Consider the following 20,548-nt stretch of genomic DNA (forward strand, 5'->3'; position numbering starts at 1 on the left):
AGGTCAAGCTTGGCCCGTTCAGCCACGGTTCAAACGTCGACTTTGGGTTGGGGACGCACAGCACAAGGTGAGTTTGTATGAATTTGGATCCGAAAAACACGTCCGCCATCGCAATCGACGCATCTCCGTTCGCGCGCGAGGCCGGGCAAGCCGGCCTGCGGCGATTGGGTTTGATCGGCGCCTTGCTGCTGGCCGCTCTTGGTGGCCTGGCGACGACCCCTTCCCACGCCCAGGACATTGCGACATCGCCGTCCTTCGTCGACGATTTCACCAGTTTCAACCGCGAGCGCTGGTACGTGTCCGACGGTTGGACGAACGGCAGTCACCAGAATTGCACCTGGTCGAAGGGCCAGGTCAGCCTGGCGGACGGGGTGTTGTCGCTGGGCTTCGAAAAGCAGCAGCTTAAGGATCGCGCCTATGCCTGCGGCGAGATCCAGACCAAGCAGCGCTTCGGCTACGGCACCTATGAGACGCGGATGAAGACAGACACCGGCTCCGGCCTCAACGCGGCGTTCTTTTCCTACATCGGCCCGTCGGACAAGCAGCCTTGGGACGAGATCGACTTCGAGGTCCTGACCAAGGATACGTCGAAGGTACAGGTCAACGTCTACATTGCCGGCAAAGGCAAGAACGAGAAGCTGGTCGACGTGCCGGGCGGCACCGAGAGTGCCTTCAACGACTACGCCTTTGTCTGGGAAAAGGACCGCTTGCGCTGGTACGTCAACGGCCAGTTGGTGAACACAGTCACCGATCCGGCGAAGCTGCCAAGCCACGCGCAGAAGATCTTCTTCAGTTTTTGGGGCAGCGACACGATGACCGGCTGGATGGGGCCCTTCACGGATCCGGGCCGCAAGCTTTCGATGCAGATCGAGCGCGTTGCCTTCACCGCGCTGGGCGAGCCCTGCCAATTTCCGGAATCGCTGGCATGCAGCGTAAAGTAGTTGGGAAAGTCGATTTGAACTGGCTGGGCCGAAAACGGCCGGCTGTCTTGGATGGGGACGAAACCGAATGAATCTGACGGTGTTTGGAATTGGCTATGTCGGCCTCGTGCAGGCGGCCGTGCTTGCTGAAGTCGGCCATCAGGTGGTGTGCGTCGACATCGACGCAGGCAAGGTCGAGCGGCTCAACCAGGGCATCGTCCCGATTTTCGAGCCGGGGCTGGAAAACATCGTCAGGGAAAATCACGCCGCCGGCCGTATCACGTTCACCACCGATGCGGCGGCCGCCGTCAGGCATGGCGAAATCCAGATGATCGCGGTCGGTACGCCGCCCGGCGAGGATGGCTCGGCCGACCTCAAATATGTGCTGGCGGTCGCCGAGACCATCGGCCGCGAGATGGAGACGCCCAAGATCGTCGTCGGCAAGTCGACGGTGCCGGTCGGCACCTGTGAAAAGGTAAAGGCCAGGATTGCCGAAACCTTGAAGAAAAGAGGTCGCGAGGACCTGACCTTCGATGTCGCCTCCAATCCGGAATTCCTCAAGGAGGGATCCGCGGTCGCCGACTGCATGAAGCCGGATCGTATCATCGTCGGCACGGCCAGCGAGGAAACCGAGGCGGTGATGCGCGAGCTCTACGCGCCCTTCAACCGCAACCACGAGAAGATGATCGTGATGGACGTGCGCAGCGCCGAGTTCACCAAATACGCAGCCAACTGCATGCTGGCGACCAAGATCAGCTTCATGAACGAGATGGCCAATCTGGCCGAGCAGCTCGGCGCCGACATCGAGGAGGTCCGCAAGGGCATCGGCAGCGATCCGCGCATCGGCTACCACTTCATCTATCCGGGTCTTGGTTATGGCGGCTCGTGCTTCCCAAAGGATGTGCGGGCGCTGATCAAGACGGCCGAAGGCGTCAAGTTCGACGCCAAGCTGCTGCGTGCCGTCGAGGAGCGCAACAACGAGCAGAAATCGGTCCTGTTCGACAAGGTGAACCGCTATTTCCAGGGCAATCTCAGGGGCAAGACCTTTGCGCTCTGGGGCCTGGCTTTCAAGCCCAACACCGACGACATGCGCGAGGCCCCCGCGCGTACGTTGATGGAGGCGTTGTGGAAAGCCGGCGCGGCGGTGCAGGCCTACGATCCCGAAGCCATGCAGGAATGCCAGGCCATCTACGGGCTGCGCGATGACCTGATGTTGTGCGGCACCAAGGAAGCAGCGCTGCGTGGCGCCGATGCGCTGCTGATCGCCACCGAATGGAAAAACTTCCGCGCGCCGTCCTTCGATGCCCTCAAGGACGCTCTGACCACGCCGATCATCTTCGACGGCCGCAATCTCTATGACCCCAAGGTGATCGCCCGCCACGGCATCGAATATCACTCGATCGGCAGAATGGCGGCGTGAGGTCCGGCGCCAACAGCCGTAGGCAGAAACGGGCGCGCGCGCCCGGCGTGGAAAGGAGTTGCGGCTGATGGTGCTGGACGTAAAGCCCGAGCAAGTCACCAAGGATCATTTCGATCTCATCGCGATCGGTTCCGGCTTCGGTTCGGCCTTCTTCCTGCATGAATTCGCAAAACGGCGAAAAGCGCGCATTCTGGTTCTGGAGTGGGGCCGCCACAACACCCATGAATGGCAACTCAGCCAGAACCTCAACACCGACATCGACGACGAGACGACTTACAAGACCAACTCCGACAAGCCATGGAACTACACGATCGGGCTGGGCGGCGGGACCAATTGCTGGTTCGCGCAGACGCCAAGATTCCATCCCAATGACTTCAGGCTGAAAAGCACCTACGGCATCGGCAATGACTGGCCGATCAGCTATGACGATATCGAGCCGTTCTACTGCGATGCCGAAGACGTCATGTCGATCTCGGGTGATCCCGACATGGCGGCGATGCTGCCGCGCTCGAGGCCGTTTCCGCAGCCGCCGCATCGCATGTCGACGCCGGACCGGATGATGAAGGCGGCCCAGCCCGGCCAGCATTTCGTCATGCCAACGGCACGCGCCCGGGTGGCGACCGCGCAGCGCGGCGCGTGCTGCGCCAATCTGCGCTGCTGGCTGTGCCCGGCCGACGCCAAGTTCACCGCCAATAACGGGCTGATGCATGTCTTCGAGAATCCCGATGTTTCGGTCTGCCTCGGCTCCGAAGTGCGGCGGCTCGATCATGCCGGCGGCACGGTCCGGTCGGTCACCTTCGTCCACGGCGGCAAGGAATACCAGGTCAGCGGCGACCTCTTCGTTCTGGGCGCCAATGCCATCCAGAGCGCGGCGATCATGCTTCGGTCCGGCCTGGGAGACGAATTCGTCGGGCGCGGCTTGCATGAATCCTATGGCTGGAATTTCGAGGTTTATCTCGACGGCGTCGATAATTTCGACGGCAGCACCATCACCACCGGCCTGAATTTCGGTCTTTATGACGGTCCGCACAGGTCCGAGCATGCGGCCGCACTGGTCTATTTCGAGAACCGCTGGCAACACGGAATGCGTGCCGAAAAGGGGCGGCTGCGCCAGGTGCTGCCGCTTGTCGTGGTCACCGAGAACCTGCTCGATCCCGAAAATTTCGTCACCCTCGACCAGGACGACAATGCCTTCGTCAGCTTCAAGGCGCCGTCCGACTACGCGGTCAAGGGCATGGCTCGAGCCCTTGAGAAATTGCCTGGGCTGCTTGCCCCGCTGCCGGTGGAAAGACTTTTCGACCGCGGCATCCGGCCAACCGAATCGCATGTGCAGGGCACGCTGAGGATGGGCACCGGCCCGGCGGATTCGGTGATCGACAGCGACATGATCCATCACCGGTTGAGAAACCTGGTTGTCGTCGGCACCAGCACCTATCCGAGCTGCTCCTGCGCCAATCCCAGCCTGACAGCGGCGGCGCTGTCCCTGCGGGCGGCGAGCCGCATGGCATGAAAGGAGCAGGCCGATGATCGAAATTTCCAGGCGTTCTGCCCTGGCCATCGTTGCAGGCGGCGTGGTGTCGGCCGGTATCGCCTACGCCGCCGTCAGTTCGTTCTCGGACGAGGATCTGGTTCGCGTCACGCTCGAAAAATACTTCGGCAGGCTGAACATGCGCATCGAGCATCTCCAGCAGTTCGTGCTGGAGTTCCGCAACCGGAACCCGTGGATATTTCCCAGTGAAAAGCTAGGCGATGCCGTCACCTTGCTCGAGAAGACCAGACTTGGCGAAGCACGCCAGTTGCTGCCGGCGCAGAAGCGGCGCGACCTCACGCATTTCGACCGCTGGCTGATCGCCGAATTCCATATGCTGACCGACTACGCCTGGCGCAGTTCGCCCGACGATCCGATCCGCTTCACCGGGTGGCAGCCATGCACCAATCCGTTCGCGACGCTCGATCCACCGCAAAATGCCTGAGGCGGCCGTTGGGCCGCATGCAATGAAACGCGAAAAGACCAGGAGACAGGATCATGAAAGTTCTTTTTGCAGGCGGTAACGGCTACACACCCGAATTCAGCGGCGGCGTGCAGTCGAGCACCCATCATCTGGCCGAACAGCTGATCGAACATGGGCATGAAGCCTCGGTGCTCGCCGCGTTGTTCGGCGATGGCGTCTTCGGCTTCAAGGCACGCGCCAAGATGAAGCTCTTGCGGCAACCGGCGGTCGTCGACAGTTTCCCTGGCTATCCCGTGGTCCGGGCCTGGTTTCCCTGGGAGGCGGCAAGCTTTGCCGTCGACCGGCAGAAGCCCGATGTGGCGGTCGTCCAGTGCCACAAGTCGGTTCCCCTCGGTCAGGCGCTGCAAGCCGAGGGCGTGCCGCTGGTCGTCTATCTCCGCAATGTCGAGTTCCACGAGTTGGGTGGCGACCTGCGCGAATTGCACTCGGCGCTCTACATCGCCAATTCCGAGTTCACCGCGCGCACCTACAAGAGAGAGTTCGGGATCGAGGCGACGGTGATCCCGCCGACCATCAACCCGACCCATTACAGCACGCCCACGACAGGCCAGTTCGTCACGCTGATCAACCCCTATGAGGAAAAGGGTTTTGAGCTTGCGGTGCGCATCGCTGGCGCCTGCCCGGAAATCCGGTTCCTGTTCGTCGAGAGCTGGAAGCTGGATGACGATCATCGGGCGCGCATCGAAGAGACGATCGCGCCGCTCGGCAATGTCGTGCTGGAGAGCCGCACCAACGACATGAAGACGGTCTACGGCCGCACCAGGATCCTGCTAGCACCCAGCAAATGGGAGGAGGCCTGGGGTCGCGTCGCGTCCGAGGCGCATTGCAGCGGCATCCCGGTCGTCGGCTCTCGGCGCGGTGGCCTGCCCGAAGCGATTGGCCCTGGCGGCGTTGTGCTCGACTATGATGCCCCGCTTGCCGACTGGGTCGCGGCGGTCAGGCTTTTGTGGAGCGACAACCAGGAATATGAGCGGCTTTCGGGCCTGGCGCGTAGCTTCGCTGGCCGCCCGGAACTCGATCCCGACCGCCAGTTCGTCACCTTCTTCTCGATACTGGACAGGGCGGTGCAGCAACGCGCGCGGCAGGCGGCGTAGCCATCCGGATCAGGCCGGGCGTTTGACCCGGCTCTTCAGCGTCTCATAGCCGCGGGCGCCAAGCAGGGTGCGCGCGATGGTCTTGGCAGCACTCTTGCGCCCTTCCTGCGAGCCGATCTGCCGCAGCCGTGCCGGCAGATTCCGGGCGGCCTGGCCAAGCGCCGGCAGCGACAGCGCGTCGGGAAAGCTGACCATGTGCGTCTCGACGCACAACACCGGCTTGCCGGATAGCTCGGTGATCCTCAACGCCTGCTGGTGTTCGCTCTCGATGAACAGGATGGCATCGGATTTGCGATAGAAATCGGCCTTGAAACTGCCATGCGCGCCAAGCCGCTGCCGCTCCGCCTTACTCGGCAAGTCGAGCATGATCAGATGGTCGTATTTGATCTGATGCCTGTCGAGCCATGCCTCCGTCAGCGCGCGGTATTTCTCCAGCCGGCTGGTGACCAGCCAGCCGATCCGGTGGGTCGGGGCATGGAGGGGGCGCGCCTCGCTGAGGAACTTCTCGTAGGCTGGGCCGTCGTCGTTTTCCGCTTCCGTCGGATCCAGGCACAGCACGCCGTCTATGTCGACGCAGCATTGCGCCAGGAACTTGTGATGCATGAAATTCCACTGGAACATGCGCGGATGCGGCACGACCTCGAAGACGACGTCGGTCTCTTCATGCTGCGGCTGCAGGCCGAACACGGCGGCATGGGTGTAGTCGGCCTCGATGCCGGCAGCCGCAATGCGGGCGCGGGCGTCGCGCATCGCGTTGCCGCCGGCAACGCTGTCGTCGATCACCAGCACTTTGCGCATTTCGGTTACTTTGCGGTCGAGTGCCGCACGGCGCTTGGTGACGCCCGACGTGTAGACCCGCCCGGCCAGGAAGCTGTCGAGGTCGGTCATCGGAATGTTCGCCGCGAGGCTGACCAGCGTGGCCGCGAGCACGCCGCTTCGGGGAACGCCGACGACAAGGTCGATGTCGCGCGGCAGCCGGTGAAGGTTTCTGACGATCGCGTCGTTCATATCGGAGATCGATCGGTAGTGCATGGATCAGACCTGATGCTGGAGGGGATGTTCGTAACGGACGAAGACGTCCAAATTATTGCGCTTCGCGCGGCGTCGCCGCCGGCGGCCTTGCCGGCAGCATTTTCAAGGCCTCGCGCAACGCTTCGCGGCCGGAAGCGAATGCCAGCGCGATGACGACGGTGATCAGGTAGGCGAGAACGGCGCCGCTGGCCAAGGCAATGACATGTTGCTGCGGCAGCAGTGGTTTGACGAGCCAAACCGCGGCCAGCGCCAGATGGGCGCCGAGCACGAACGGTGCTGCCGCGCGCGCCACATGGCTCGCCCGCAGCGGCCCGCTCCTGCCGACATAGAGCCACAGGAAAGGCGTGCGCAGATACTCGCTGACCGCATAGGCCACCGCCACGCCCAGCGCGCCGTAGGGCAGGCCGAGCGCGAAGGCGAGCACCGACGTCACGGCCGTGACGATGCCCCAGCGCATGAAATCGCCGGAACGGCCCTGGCTGACGAAAAGCCATCCCGCCGGGTTGTTGAGCGGCTGGAGCAGGCCGGCAAAGCCGAGCGCCAGGAAAATCCCGGCGCTCGCGCGCCACTGTTCGCCGAGCACGAAGGGGATCAGCACGTCCGACATGGCAGTGGCGAAGGCGACGCCCGGCAGCGCCACCAGCAGGATCAGCGGCATGACGCGAAGATAGGCGCTGCGGTAGCGGTCCGGTTCGTCCTTGAGCCTGGACAGCGCCGGCACCATGACCTTCGACAGCGGATTGGTGATCTGGCTCAGCGGAAACAAAAGCAGCTTGTAGGCGCGGTCATAGAGACCGAGCTGGGCCTCGCCCCAGTATTTTCCGATCAGCACGTTGTCGAGGTTGCGGGCAAAGAAATTGGCGAAATTGAAACCGGTGATGCCGGCGCCGAAATTGATCAGGTCGCTGATTCCCGCGACCTTGCGCGGCAGGCCGGGGCGCCAGCGCGAGCTTGCCCAATAGCACAGCGTCGGCAGCACGGCTCCGGTCAGCGTGCCGGCGAACAGCGCCCAATAGGAGCGGTCGATGAAGGTCCAGGCAATCGAGACGGCGAGGCCGGCGACGGCGCTGGCGACGTCGATGATCGCCAGGCGCCCGAACTGCATGCGGCGCGTCAGCAGCGCCAGATGCTGCGCGCCCAGCCCATAGGCCATGATCTGCAGCCCGAACGCTGCCACCAGGCCCGTCACGCGCGGCTCGCCGTAGAAGGCCGCGACCAGAGGGGCGGCTCCGGCAAGCACGCAAGCCAGGATCGCGCTGACGGCGACATTGATCCAGAAGAGATAGTTTACCTCTTCGTGCCGGATACCCGATCTCTGGATCGTCGCCTGCGTCAATCCGAAATCCTGGAACAGCGCGATGAAGGCCAGCACCGGCGCGCACATCGCCACGACGCCGAAATCCTGCGGCGACAGCAGTCGCGACAGCACGATGACGGATATGATCTGCGTCGCGACCCGCACGGATTGCGAGAGGGCCGTCACGACCGCGCCACGCCCTACCGACTTGCGGAGGGAGCCTTCTGGCGGATCGAATGCGTTGGCTTCCAAATTCAGGATTCCTGATTTTTTGCGTGGATTTCCAATCTCGAAATTCACGACCGCCGCCGACGACAAACTACGGCAATAATTTTGCAGTGCAACAGAAAACGTGGATCGCTGCAGCAAAAATGTTGCGATGCAGCAAGAGCTGTACTAGCATCCCCGTGGGTGGTGGGCCAAACAGCGGTCGAGTTTTCATGCTGCATGTCTTGTACCTTGTGCATGACGTTTCCGACCCGGCAGTGCGCCGGCGAATCACGATGCTCAAGGCAGGCGGCGCCCAGGTCACCCTGGCTGGCTTCCGCCGCGTCGCGACCCCGGTCGCCGATATCGAAGGATTGCGGCCGATCGACCTCGGCGCGACGCGTGACGGCCGATTCGCCCAACGCCTGACTGCGGTGGCGAAGGCAGCGGTTTCGATCGGCTCGAAGCTGGGCGGCACGCCGCGGCCCGATCTCATCATCGCGCGCAATCTCGAAATGCTGGCGCTGGCCCGCCGCGCCAGATCGGCGTTCGGCGCCACCGTGCCGATCGTCTACGAATGCCTCGACATTCACCGCCTCATGCTGCGCGGCGATGTCCTGGGCAGGGCGCTGCGCGCCACGGAGCGCTATCTGGCGCGGGACGTGAAGCTGCTGGTGACCAGCTCGCCGGCCTTCATCGCCAATTATTTCAAGCCGTTCGGCCAGGTCGCGGCACCCGTCGAACTGATCGAGAACAAGTATTTCGAGAGCGCCGCAATCCCGTCCGTCGCGCATGAGGCCGCGCCGGCCCCTGTCGCGCCGCCGTGGCGCATCGGCTGGTTCGGTGCGTTGCGGTGCCGCCGCTCGCTTGAGCTGCTGGCCGATTTCTCGCGTCGCGCCAATGGCCGCTTCGAGATCGTGCTGCGGGGCCGTCCGGCGCTCTCCGAATTTCCGGATTTCCATGAGTTTGTCGATGCCGAGCCGTGGCTTTCGTTTCGCGGGCCCTACCGCAATCCGGAGGACATGGCGGAGATCTATGGCGACGTCCATTTCTCCTGGGCCATCGACTTCTTCGAGGAGGGGCAGAACTCCAAATGGCTGCTGCCCAACCGGCTCTATGAAGGCTGCCGCTTCGGCGCCGTGCCGATCTCGATGGACAACACCGAGACCGGGCGGTTCCTCGACCGGCAGGACATCGGCATCCTTCTGCCGCAGGCCACATCGGACGCGCTCGAAGCTGTACTCGGCAAAATGGAGAATGATCGCTTCAGCAGGCTGAAGGCACGCGTTCTCGCCCACAGCCCGAGGACCTGGAGCTACGATCGCGGCGACTGCCGGGCGCTGGTCGAAAAGCTTAGCCGCCTGACCGCCATGCGCGAACCCTTGGCAACCGAGGCCTTGGCATAGAATGGACATCGCCCGATGACGCAAGCGCTTCCCTCCAGCCTGATCGTGATCCCCTGCCTGAACGAGGCGGCTCATATCGGTGTGCTGCTCGATCAGCTCTGCCCGGCGGCGGCAAGGCTTGACGCCCGCATCGTCGTTGCCGACGGCGGCAGCATCGACAGCACGCTGACCATCGTCGGCGAGCGCCTGAAGAAGGACCCGCGCATCATCCTGCTTCACAATGAAAAGCGCATTCAGAGCGCGGCGATCAATCTCGCGGTGGCCGAATTCGGCGACGGCGCCGAGTATCTGATCCGCATCGATGCCCATGGCGGCTATCCCGACGACTATTGCGACCGGCTGGTCGAGGAGGCGCTGGCCACCGGGGCCGATTCGGTCGTGGTTTCGATGCTGACCAGCGGCAGCGGCGCCGTGCAGAAGGCGGTCGCGGCGGCGCAGAATTCCAAACTCGGCACCGGCGGCTCCAAGCACCGCCACCTCTCCGCCGGAGAATGGGTTGACCACGGCCACCACGCATTGATGCGGATATCAGCCTTCCAGGCCGTCGGCGGCTATGACGAGAGCTTCAGCCACAACGAGGATGCCGAGCTCGACTACCGGCTGAGGGAGGCCGGCCACAGGATCTGGATGAGCGGCAGGACGCAGATGGTCTATTATCCGCGCGCCTCGCTCAGCGGCCTTTATTTCCAGTATCTCGGCTATGGCCGCGGCCGCGCCAAGAATGTGCTGAAGCACCGCGTCGTTCCCAAGGTCCGGCAGATGGTGCCGCTCTTGGTGTTCCCTGTGGTTCTTCTGGCGGCGTTCTCCTTCGTACACTGGCTGGCGGCGGTGCCGTTGCTGCTATGGGCGTCGGTGTGCCTCGGCTACGGCCTGTGGACGGCGATAAGCCAACGCAATGCCGATATCGCGCTTGCCGGCGTTTCGGCGATGGTCATGCATTTCGCCTGGTCCGTCGGCTTTTGGCTACAGCTGCTCGGTCTCGGCTCGCGGCGAGGTGTGGCGTGATGGGGGTTTCCGGCAAGAACCGCAGCATCGACATAGGCGTCTGCACGTTCCGGCGGCCGGAACTGGCCGACACGCTGCGTTCGCTTGCCGCGATGGAAATGCCTGAAGGATTCGACGTCGCCGTCATTGTCGCCGACAACGACGATACGCCAAGCGCCAGGCAATTGGTGACGGCGCTGTCGCGGGAACTGGCATTGCCGATCCGCTACCGGCATTGCCCGGCGCGCAATATCTCGATCGCCCGTAACGCCTGCCTCGATGCCAGCGAGGCGGATTTCGTCGCCTTCATCGACGACGACGAGACCGCCACCTCCCGCTGGTTGGCGGAACTGGTGGCGACGATGCAAACGAGCGGCGCTGCCGCCGTGCTTGGCCCGGTGCGGGCGCGCTATCGCCCGGATGCGCCGGACTGGATGCGCCGCGGCGATTTCCACTCGACCTTGCCGGTCTGGGTACGCGGCGAAATCCGCACCGGCTACACCTGCAACGTCCTGCTTGGCATGGGATCCGACAGCCTGCGTGGCCGCCGCTTCAGCCTGGCGCGTGGCCAGACCGGCGGCGAGGACACCGAGTTCTTCGACCAGATGGTCAAGGCCGGCGGCCGGATCGCCTTTTCCAAGGAAGCCTGGGTCGACGAGGTGGTGCCGCCCGCCAGGGCCGCGTTCGACTGGCTCGGCCGCCGCCGTTTCCGCGTCGGGCAGACCCATGGCCACCTTCTGGGGCGCGACGCCAGCGGCATCGGCCTGGTCAAACAGGTCGGCCTTGCCGCGGCAAAGGCGGCCTATTCATTCGCCGCCGCGATTGCGCTTGTCGCCAGCCCGGTGCGCAGGAACCGCAGCGTACTGCGCGGCATCATGCATGTCGGCGTCGTCAGCGGCCTCGTCGGCATCCGCGAAATCCGGCTGTACGGCCAGCCTTCGCCGCAGGAAGGAGGCAAGCGTGCAGCCTGATGTCTCCTTCGTCCCCGATGTTTCCTTTGTGATCGCCGCCTACAATGCCGAGGCAACGCTTGACCGGGCGATCGCGAGCGCCATCGCCCAGAAAGATGTCAGCGTCGAGATCGTCGTCGTCGACGACAAGTCCCGCGACGCGACGCTCGATGTGGCGCGGGCCTATTGCGGGGATATCGTGCGCGTCGTCGCCTTGGAAAAGAATCGTGGTCCCGGCGGCGCCCGCAACGCGGGCCTCGATCACGCCCGCGGCAGATGGATCGCGGTTCTCGATTCCGACGATGCCGTCTTTCCCGGCCGCATCGCCGCAATGATCGCCCGCGCCGAAGGAGCGGGCGCCGAGATCGCCGTCGACAACCTCCAGGTCGTGCGCGAGGACGGCGTCGTCGAGGACGCAATGTTCCCGCGGCGATATCTGAAAGCCCTGCGCGAAATCTCGCTGGCCACCTACATCGCCGGCAACGTCGTCTTCGAATCGAAGTTCAATCTCGGCTATCTCAAGCCGATCTTCCAGCGCCGCTTCCTGGACGAGAACCGGCTTCGCTATGATGAGGATCTGATCATCGGCGAGGACTACATCCTGCTCGCCAATGCCTTGGCCAAGGGCGGCAAATGCGTGGTCGAGCCGGAAATCGGCTATGCCTATCATATCCGCAGCGGCTCCATCTCCCGCGTGCTCGAGCTTCACCATGTCGAGGCGATGCGCAAGGCGGACGCCATATTCGCTCAAACCCATCGGATGGATGAGGCGGCCCAAGCCGCGTTCGCCCGGCGCGGCCGCAGCCTGCGCAAGGCGGCCTCATTCCTGTCCATGGTTCAGCACATCAAGGCGCGGTCCCCGCTCAAGGCGATCCGGACGGCGCTCAGCGACCCGGCGGCGGTCAGGCATATGGGCATGCCGATCGCCGTGCGGTTGCGAAGAGTAGCGGCACAGTTTGCCGTTGGGGCGGGGAGGTGAAGATGCAGGTGCATGGAGGGAATTTTCGTGGCCTGTGAATGGACTGAAGTCGATCTCCTCAGAAGGAATTTGCGATGAAGAAAATCAGGAAGGCCGTGATACCGGTGGCGGGGCTTGGGACACGGTTCCTGCCGGCGACCAAGTCGATGCCGAAGGAAATGCTTCCCGTGGTCGACAGGCCAGTCGTGCAATATGCGGTCGACGAAGCTTTCGAAGCCGGCATCGAGCACATCGTATTCGTCACCGGCCGCAACAAGGCGGTCATCGAGGACTATTTCGACCTTCATCCGGAGCTGATCGGAACCCTGGAGCAGAGCGGCAAGAAGGCGCAATTGCAATCGCTGGAAAGCCTGCTGCCGGTTGCCGGCGCCACCAGCTTCATCCGCCAGCAATCGCCGCAAGGCCTTGGCCATGCCGTCTGGTGCGCGCGCGAGGTCATCGGCAACGAGCCCTTCGCCCTCTTGCTGCCGGACATGGTCTCGTTCGGCGGGCGCGGATGTCTCGCCGAAACCGTCGACCTTTATAACCGCACCGGCGGCAACGTCATCGCCGTCGAGCGCTGCGATCCGACCGAAACCAGCAAGTACGGCATCGTTGGCCGCGGCACCGATATCGGCAGCGGCTTCGAGGTGACGGCCATGGTCGAAAAGCCGGCGCCTTCGAACGCGCCGTCGAACTTCTACATCAACGGCCGCTACATCCTCCAGCCGGAGATCTTCGCGCTTCTGGGCAATCAGCAGCGCGGCGCCGGCAACGAGATCCAGCTGACGGACGCCATGGTCCGCCTGTCGAAGGATCAGCCGTTCTTCGCCCAACCTTTCAACGGCCGCATGTTCGACTGCGGCTCGAAGGAAGGCTTCATCCAGGCCAATGTCGCCTTCGCGCTGGCGCGCGACGACATGAAGGGCCCGATTTTCGAGATGCTCCGGGAGTTCGTCCGGTCGCATGAACGCCAGGAAGAAGCCGCATAATGCCCTTTTTTCGGGAGCATTCTCCGAACGCTGACGGTGTGGGGGCCGGCAGGCCTCCCGCTGTGTCATGGAGCTTGCGTTGCGTTTGGCAATGCTCCCGATCTTCGAGGCGCCTGCAAGTCAAGGCATGATCCCGGTGAGCCGCGGGTTCGGAAAAGATCATGCTGAAACACTGAGATAGAGCCCATCCCGACGATCGGGATGGAACGGGCTCTGGAATTGGACCGAAGATGAATTATGCCAACTTTCCTCTCGACAAGAGGATGCCATTGCCGAATTCGGATGCAGGAAACGGCGAAGACTTCATCGATGTCGAGCGGCTGCTTGGCATGGCCGCACGGCAGGCCAAGGTGGTTGCCGTGTGCGCGGTCATCGGTCTTTTCCTGGGCGTGCTCTATCTCCAGACCACGCCGCCCAAATACCAGTCGGTCGCCAGCGTGCTGATCGACGAGGGCCTGAACAAGATCGTCGATGATATCTCGGCGGCGTCGACGACCATGCAGACCGATTCCGCCATCCTGAGCCAGATCGAGATCCTCACCTCGACGCGGCTTGCCGCCGTAGTCGTGGACAAGCTCAAGCTCGACCAGAACGACAGTTTCATGAATCCCCCCGTCTCGGCCCTGGCGCAGGGCGTCGGCCTGGTCCGCGGCCTCATCCAATATGTCCGCCCCAGCCCTCCCATGGCGGGTCTTGGCGACGTCAGCAAGCTCGACCCCGCTGCCCGCGATGCACTGATCGCCACGTCTCGCCGCGACTACGCCATTCTCAAGCTGCAGAGCGAAATACGGGCGGACCGCGTCGGACGAAGCTATGTCATAGCACTCGGCTATCAGGCGACGGATCCGGGATTGGCGACCGCGATCACCAAGGCCTATGCCGACGCCTATCTCGCCGATCAGCTCGATGCCAGCTTCGACGCCACCGAGCGCGCCGCGGTCTGGCTGCAGGGCAGGTTGACGGAACTGCGCGAGAGCTCGCAGGCGGCGTCGCTCGCGGTCGAGAAATTCAGGGCCGAACACGGCCTGGCCGCCAACAGCGACGGCCAGCTGATGAGCGACAAACAACTGGCGGACCTCAACGCCCAGCTCATCGTCGCGCAGGCCGATACCGCCCGCGCCGGCGCCCGCTACCAGCAGTACAAATCCATCGTCGACAGCGGCTCCGACAACGCGTTCAGGGATGCCGCAATATCGAGCGACCAGCCGAGCAGCTCGGTCATCGCCACGCTCAAGACCCGCTATCTCACGGTCGCCAAGCGGCAGCAGGATGTCGAGGCGAATTTCGGCGCCCAGCATCCGCAGGCCGTGGCCCTTGCCAAGGAGAAGGCCGACATATCGACGCAGATCTTCGGCGAGCTGAAGCAGCTGACCGAGAGCTATCGCAACGAGTATGAGGTGGCGCTGGCGCGCGAGACCGCGCTCAGGGCCAATGTCGCGGCGGCCCAGGGCAAGAGTTCCATCGACAACCAGTCTCAGGTCAAGTTGCGCGATCTCGACCAGAAGGCGACGGCGCTGACCACGCTTTATCAGACATTCCTCGGCCGCTACGAGGAAGCCGCGCAGCAGCAATCCTTCCCGGTCGGCAAGATCCGCATCATCTCGGACGCCTCGACGCCGCTCTCCGCCTCAAGCCCGCGTACGATCATCGTGCTTGGACTTTCGCTCGTGCTCGGCGTGCTGATGGGCGCCGGCTTCGGCGGCCTCAACGAATTCAACGAGCGTTTCTTCAGGACCGGCGAGGATGTGCGCGACCGCGTCGGCCTCAAATTCCTGGGCTACCTGCCGACCATCGGCAGCAAGGCCGCCGCCAAGGAAGACAAGCCGGCCGACGGTCAGCTGGACCCCAAGATCGCCAAATCCCCGGCCGCCTTCGAAAGGCGCGCGCGGATGAGGGTGAGCATCGACGCTCCGGCATCGATGTTCTCCGAAACGCTGCGCAGCGCCAAGATCGCCTTCGATGTCGTCATGGAAGGGCAAGGCAGCCGGGTCATCGGCGTGATTTCGGTCCTTCCCGGCGAAGGCAAGTCGACGGTCGCGGCCAATCTCGCCGGACTGCTTGCCGCCAATGGCGCCAAGACGCTGTTGATCGACGGCGACCTGCGCAACCCGGGCCTCAGCCGCGGGCTCGGCATGGAAGCCGAGCAAGGCCTGATGGAAGCGGTGGTGAGCGGCCAGACCTGGCAGTCCGTCGGCAAGATCGACAGGCAGACCAAGCTGGCGATCATCCCGGCCGTGTTGCGCGGGCACTTCTCGCATACCAGCGAGCTTCTCTCCTCTGCCGGAATGCGGCGCTTCATCGAGAACGCCAAGGAGACTTTCGAATACATCGTCGTCGATCTGCCGCCGCTTGGCCCGGTGGTCGACGCCAAGGCCTTCGCGCCGCTCGTCGATGGCTTTGTGCTGGTCACCGAATGGGGCCGCACGCCGCGCGCTATGGTCAGGTCGATGCTGGAATCCGAACCCTACGTCGCCAACAAGATCGTCGGGACGGTCCTCAACAAGGTCGATCTGAAGAAGCTGGCCAAATACGGATCGTTCGGGGCGTCGGAGAAATTCTTCGACAAATATTCCACCTACTATCTCGACAAGTCGGAAGTGCGCAGCAAGGCAACGGTTTAGACCGATAGCCGTCTTGGACAAGCCGGCCGCCTCATGGCGGCTGGAATGGCGCGGCCACGCGCCGCCTTGAGAGTAGACGCCCGGTTGAGCAGTTCCAGGAAAGGTGTGAAACGGTTTTCCGTCCGGAACTGCGTAGAACAGGAGATAGAGCGGTTCGGCGCTTCCGTGGAAGTGAGCGAACCGCTTTGGCGCGTTTGGCAGCCAAGCGGATCGCTTGGCGTCGCAAAAACGCGGCTAAAACAAACGGATAGGCGGGATAACGGGTTCGATTCAAGTGAATCCCGCTCCATGCGCCCGCTCTCTACGCCGCCTTCAGGCGGTAGCGGAAAATGGTGTGGTCGAGCAGCAGCCGGATGCGCGGTTCGGCTTCGGTCGCGACCAGCCAGCTTGCCGCGATCATGGTAGCGCCGACCGTCGCCACCGACAGGATATATGGCAGCCCGGCGCGCACCATGGCCCCGAGCATCGCCGCGCCGATGACGTCGTGGATCAGATAGAGCGGATAGGTCATCAGGCCGATCCGGCGCCAGCCGCTCCAGCTGAGGTCGAGCCGCAGCGACCAGGCCATCAAGGCGATGGCGACCAGGAAGATGAGGATTGGCGGCGCATAGGGCATCACGGCATCGACCTTGATGCTGCGGACGTCGACCGAACTGGCGATCTGCAGTACGCCGCCGCCCAGGAACAGCAGGCAGAAGGCCAGGCGCGAGACTGTCACCGCCTTGAACCGCATCAGCCAGAGCAGGACGCCGACGGCGAAGAAGCAGCCATGGTGCACCAGAGTGAGCTGCAGCCAGCGCGTCTCGGCGAAGTCGGACCAGCCGAGCGGATAGTAGAGGCACCAGAACAGCGTGCTGACCACGCCGATAGCGATGGCGACAGCCTCCATCAGATGGAAGCGGCCGAGCCGCAGCAGAACCCACACGACGGCATAGAAGGCGATCTCGATGCCGAGCGTCCAGTAGACGCTGTCCACCCACGGACCATAGGGATCGAACAGGGCGGTGCGCACGAGCCTGATCACCGCATCGGTCGGCCAGCTGACACCGATCACCAGCAACAGCACCGCGGTGACCGGCGCGCAGATCCAGACCGCCGGCGCCAGCCTTTTGACCCGTGCCTCGAAAAATCGCAACGGCGTCGATTTCTCGGCGCTGAAGGCGATGACGAAACCGCTGATGACAAAGAAGATCTGGACGCCAATCCAGCCGGATTCGACCCAGGCGCCTATTGCCGGTTGCGCCGGAACCCCGCCCGTGGCTTGCGCCGAGAGGCCGTCCGGATAGGCCCACACCCAGAAGCCGTAGTGATAGACCATGACGAGTACGGCGGCGAGAAACCGCAGGATGTCGACGCCGCCAAACGTAGTTTTTTGCTGAGCCATACCGTGCCGCCGGATGGCCCCCCACAAGAACTTTAAGATGGATTGCTGCATCGCACAACAAAAGATTGGGCGCCGTGCAGAGGCAATCGCGTTCCGTCGGAGCTGGCCTAGACGATCTACACCCCGAACCCGCGCTCCTTCAGCGCCGCGGCGATCTCGTCCAGAATGACCGGATCGTCGATGGTCGCCGGCATCGTCCAGTCCTCCTTGTCGGCGATCTTCTGCATCGTGCCGCGCAGGATCTTGCCCGACCGCGTCTTGGGCAGGCGCTTGATCGTCACCACCGTCTTGAAGGCGGCGACCGGGCCGATCCGTTCGCGCACCAGGCCGACCACTTCGCTCTCGATGAGACCGGTCTCGCGTGCCACGCCTGCGTTCAGCACCACGAAGCCGAGCGGAACCTGGCCCTTCATCGCATCGGCGACGCCGATGACGGCGCATTCGGCGACATCGGGATGGGCGGCGAGCACTTCCTCCATCGCACCGGTCGACAGCCGGTGCCCGGCGACATTGATGATGTCGTCGGTGCGGGCCATCACATAGAGATAGCCGTCCTCATCGACCATGCCGGCATCCGCGGTCTTGTAGAAGCCGGGGAACTCGTCGAGATAGGCTTGGCGAAACCGTTGGTCGGCATTCCACAATGTCGGCAGGCAGCCGGCCGGCAGCGGCAGCTTGACCACGACATTGCCCAGCGTGCCGCGCTTCACTTCATGGCCGGCATCGTCAAGAATGCGAATGTCATAGCCGGGCATGGGCATGCCCGGCGAGCCGTACTTCACCGGTAGCAGGCCGAGGCCTGCGGGGTTGATCGTCATCGGCGATCCGGTCTCGGTCTGCCACCAATGGTCGACCACCGGCACATTGAGCTTCTGCTCCGCCCATTTGATGGTTTCCGTATCGGCGCGCTCGCCGGCGAGGAACAGTGTGCGGAATTTCGACAGATCGTATTTGGGAATGAACTCGCCCTTCGGGTCCTGTCCCTTGATCGCCCGAAACGCCGTCGGCGCGGTGAACAGCGCGACGACGCCGTGCTCCGCTATCACCCGCCAGTAAGTGCCGGCGTCGGGCGTGCCGACCGGCTTGCCTTCGAACATGACGCTAGTGCAGCCATGCAGCAGCGGCCCGTAGACGATGTAGGAATGGCCGACCACCCAGCCGACGTCGGATGCCGCCCAGAACACCTCGCCCGGCTTGACGCCGAACTCGTTGTCCATCGTCCATTTCAACGCGACCATGTGGCCGCCATTGTCGCGCACGATGCCCTTGGGTTGGCCGGTCGTGCCCGATGTGTAGATGATGTAGAGCGGATCGGTGGCGAGCACCGGCACGCAGTCGACATTGGCGCCGGCCGCTCGCTCGCGCGCGACGGCGTCGGCGTAGTCGATGTCGAAATGGTCCTTCAATTCGCAGCGCAGCTGGTCGCGTTGCAGGATGAGGCAGGCGTCCGGCCTGTGGTGGGACATTTCGATCGCTCTGTCGAGCAGCGGCTTGTAGGCGACGATACGGCCCGGCTCCAGGCCACAGGATGCGGAAATGATCAGCTTCGGCCTGGCATCGTCGATGCGGGTGGCAAGTTCATGCGACGCAAAGCCGCCGAAGACGACCGAGTGCACGGCGCCGATGCGGGCGCAGGCGAGCATGGCGATGGCCGCTTCCGCCACCATCGGCATGTAGATGATGACGCGATCGCCCTTGGCGATGCCGCGGTTCTTCAGCACCGAGGTCAGCGCCACCACCTCGCGCTTCAACTCGGCATAGGTGAATTTCTTGACCGTTCCGGTGATGGCGCTGTCATGGATCAGCGCGATCTGGTCGGCGCGGCCGCCCGCGACATGGCGGTCGATGGCATTGTAGCAGGTGTTGCAGGTGGCGCCTGTAAACCAGCGGCCATAGACGCCGGCGCTGGCATCGAAAACCTTGTCATGGGGCGAGTACCAGTCGATGGCGCCGGCCGCGTCAGCCCAGAATTTTTCCGGGTCGCGCCTCCAGCCGTCATAAACCTCGTGGTAGCGTGAAGCCATCCGCATCCTCCCCAGGAACGATTTGCCGTCTTTGGCAATAGCCTATGCTGTTTTTTCCGGCGATGTCTTCCCTCAATTCGTCTGAGCCGGTCTGGTGTTGGCCGCAAAGGTGCGGCATCGTGGCCTGCGGTCGAGGCAGCGGGGGATGAGAGAATGCGGCATCCGTGGTGGGGCATGGCGAAGTCGCGCTTTGCGTTGATGCTGGGCGTCGCGCTGGCGGTCTCCGCCGGATCCGCCTGGGCCGGCGATGCGGCGGCAAGGCGCGTCATCGGCTTCTCGCCCGACGGCAATTACTTTGCCTTCGAGCAATACGGCACGCTCGATGCCGGCGCTTCCGCTTCCGGTTATTCGCAGATCGATATCATCGACACGCGTATCGACGCGTTTGTCGGCGGCAAGTCGATCCTGGTGATCGATGAATCCGAGGAGGCGACGCTTACCCTCGATCAGGCGAGGGCGCAGGCAGCCGCCAAGGCGGCGCCTTTGCTCGCAAGATATGCCATCGCATCGCCCGGCCAACGGACGGCTTTCGACAAATTCACCTTTCCCGGCGAGATGGTTGCCTACAACGACATTTCCCGTCTTGAGCAGGTTTCGCAGACATGGCTTGCGCCGAGCTATGACGAACTCGGCATCTCGACCATCCAGCTCGATCAGATGGCGGCAGCCAGCACGAGCGACTGTTCGGCGAGTTTCGACAACACCCAGCAAGGCGACACATCGGGCAAGGCGCTCGGTTTCCGACTGACGCTGCAAGGCCAGGACGGCAAACCGTTCAAGATCCTGCATGAGGACAAGACCGTGCCCGGTTCGAGAAACTGCCCGACGTCATATGGCCTCTCGGAAGTCTACGAATTCAAGCCGGGCGGCAAGCCGGCCGTCATAGTCGTGCTGGTGCAGCGGTTCAGCCAGGGCTTCGAGGGGCGCGACCGCCGCTTCATTGCCGTGACCGGCCAGGCGCGTTGACCGCGGGATTGGCAGAAGCTCCGGCTTCACCGGACCCGCCAACTTGCGCGTCGAGAAATCAGATCGGCAAAGCCATAAACATGAGGCCGATGCCGCCGAAGATCAAAATGGCCGTCGCCAAGGCCTTTCCGTGACGTTCGAAGCTCGTCGGAGCCCGTTCCCAATTGTAACGCATACGCTGCCTCTCCCGACACCCGGAGAGTCCTTACCTTACTCTGGGGAAGAAAAGCAACGGCCCTGCCCAGACACTTCGCGGCTCGTGGTGCCGCATGGGAGGCCAT

At 63.5% G+C, this 20,548-nt stretch carries 16 protein-coding genes; 12 read left to right on the forward strand and 4 right to left on the reverse strand.

Annotated elements, in window-relative coordinates; genetic code table 11:
- The first annotated feature begins 77 nt into the window (after positions 1-77).
- The 5 genes from exoK to NKI49_RS04250 all read left to right on the forward strand — a co-directional run bounded on the left by exoK (position 78) and on the right by NKI49_RS04250 (position 5,446).
- Positions 78-941 carry an endo-1,3-1,4-beta-glycanase ExoK gene (gene exoK / locus NKI49_RS04230; protein WP_352600078.1) on the forward strand — a complete coding sequence of 288 codons (864 nt, stop codon included), beginning with the start codon at positions 78-80 and terminating at the stop codon, positions 939-941.
- Between the two features lie 67 nt (positions 942-1,008).
- Positions 1,009-2,340 carry a UDP-glucose dehydrogenase family protein gene (locus NKI49_RS04235; protein WP_352600080.1) on the forward strand — a complete coding sequence of 444 codons (1,332 nt, stop codon included), beginning with the start codon at positions 1,009-1,011 and terminating at the stop codon, positions 2,338-2,340.
- A gap of 67 nt (positions 2,341-2,407) precedes the next feature.
- Positions 2,408-3,850 carry a GMC oxidoreductase gene (locus tag NKI49_RS04240; RefSeq protein WP_352600082.1) on the forward strand — a complete coding sequence of 481 codons (1,443 nt, stop codon included), beginning with the start codon at positions 2,408-2,410 and terminating at the stop codon, positions 3,848-3,850.
- Positions 3,851-3,863: 13 nt separating this feature from the next.
- Complete coding sequence (locus tag NKI49_RS04245) at positions 3,864-4,313, forward strand: hypothetical protein (protein ID WP_352600084.1); 450 nt, start codon at positions 3,864-3,866, stop codon at positions 4,311-4,313.
- A gap of 53 nt (positions 4,314-4,366) precedes the next feature.
- Positions 4,367-5,446 (forward strand): glycosyltransferase, encoded by a 1,080-nt coding sequence (locus NKI49_RS04250; RefSeq protein WP_352600086.1) that lies wholly within the window; start codon positions 4,367-4,369, stop codon positions 5,444-5,446.
- Between the two features lie 9 nt (positions 5,447-5,455).
- Here the strand turns inward: NKI49_RS04250 and NKI49_RS04255 are convergent, their stop codons facing one another.
- Positions 5,456-6,478 (reverse strand): phosphoribosyltransferase family protein, encoded by a 1,023-nt coding sequence (locus NKI49_RS04255; RefSeq protein WP_352600088.1) that lies wholly within the window; start codon positions 6,476-6,478, stop codon positions 5,456-5,458.
- Between the two features lie 52 nt (positions 6,479-6,530).
- A complete protein-coding gene (locus NKI49_RS04260) occupies positions 6,531-8,027 on the reverse strand; it encodes a lipopolysaccharide biosynthesis protein (protein ID WP_352600090.1) in 1,497 nt (498 codons plus the stop codon).
- 188 nt (positions 8,028-8,215) lie between these two features.
- Here NKI49_RS04260 and NKI49_RS04265 point away from each other — a divergent pair, with 188 nt between their 5' ends.
- From NKI49_RS04265 to NKI49_RS04290, 6 genes are all read left to right on the forward strand, one after another.
- Positions 8,216-9,388: a glycosyltransferase gene (locus NKI49_RS04265; protein WP_352600092.1), complete on the forward strand. Its 1,173-nt coding sequence runs from the start codon at positions 8,216-8,218 to the stop codon at positions 9,386-9,388.
- A 15-nt stretch (positions 9,389-9,403) separates the two neighbouring features.
- Positions 9,404-10,393, forward strand: a complete 990-nt coding sequence (locus NKI49_RS04270) for a glycosyltransferase family 2 protein (RefSeq protein WP_352600094.1) — start codon at positions 9,404-9,406, stop codon at positions 10,391-10,393.
- Positions 10,393-11,343, forward strand: a complete 951-nt coding sequence (locus tag NKI49_RS04275) for a glycosyltransferase family 2 protein (protein WP_352600160.1) — start codon at positions 10,393-10,395, stop codon at positions 11,341-11,343. Before NKI49_RS04270 ends, NKI49_RS04275 begins: the two co-directional genes overlap by 1 nt.
- Positions 11,333-12,301, forward strand: coding sequence for a glycosyltransferase family 2 protein (locus NKI49_RS04280; protein ID WP_352600096.1), 969 nt, complete (start codon positions 11,333-11,335; stop codon positions 12,299-12,301). Before NKI49_RS04275 ends, NKI49_RS04280 begins: the two co-directional genes overlap by 11 nt.
- Before the next feature lie 74 nt (positions 12,302-12,375).
- Positions 12,376-13,272, forward strand: coding sequence for a UTP--glucose-1-phosphate uridylyltransferase (locus NKI49_RS04285; protein ID WP_352600098.1), 897 nt, complete (start codon positions 12,376-12,378; stop codon positions 13,270-13,272).
- Positions 13,273-13,502: 230 nt separating this feature from the next.
- On the forward strand, positions 13,503-15,893 hold the full coding sequence (locus NKI49_RS04290) for a polysaccharide biosynthesis tyrosine autokinase (protein WP_352600100.1): 2,391 nt from the start codon (positions 13,503-13,505) through the stop codon (positions 15,891-15,893).
- Positions 15,894-16,194: 301 nt separating this feature from the next.
- Here NKI49_RS04290 and NKI49_RS04295 read toward each other — a convergent pair whose 3' ends face one another.
- Both NKI49_RS04295 and NKI49_RS04300 read right to left on the reverse strand, forming a co-directional pair.
- Positions 16,195-17,277: an acyltransferase family protein gene (locus NKI49_RS04295; protein ID WP_352600102.1), complete on the reverse strand. Its 1,083-nt coding sequence runs from the start codon at positions 17,275-17,277 to the stop codon at positions 16,195-16,197.
- A 116-nt stretch (positions 17,278-17,393) separates the two neighbouring features.
- The gene (locus tag NKI49_RS04300) at positions 17,394-19,301 is read right to left on the reverse strand and encodes a propionyl-CoA synthetase (RefSeq protein WP_352600104.1); all 1,908 of its coding nucleotides are present in this window, start codon (positions 19,299-19,301) and stop codon (positions 17,394-17,396) included.
- 153 nt (positions 19,302-19,454) lie between these two features.
- On the opposite strand from NKI49_RS04300, the gene NKI49_RS04305 reads away from it, so the two are divergent.
- Positions 19,455-20,267 carry a DUF2259 domain-containing protein gene (locus NKI49_RS04305; RefSeq protein WP_352600106.1) on the forward strand — a complete coding sequence of 271 codons (813 nt, stop codon included), beginning with the start codon at positions 19,455-19,457 and terminating at the stop codon, positions 20,265-20,267.
- Positions 20,268-20,548 lie beyond the last annotated feature (281 nt).

The organism is Mesorhizobium sp. M0587, from assembly GCF_040320945.1.
Classification (GTDB): Bacteria; Pseudomonadota; Alphaproteobacteria; order Rhizobiales; family Rhizobiaceae; genus Mesorhizobium.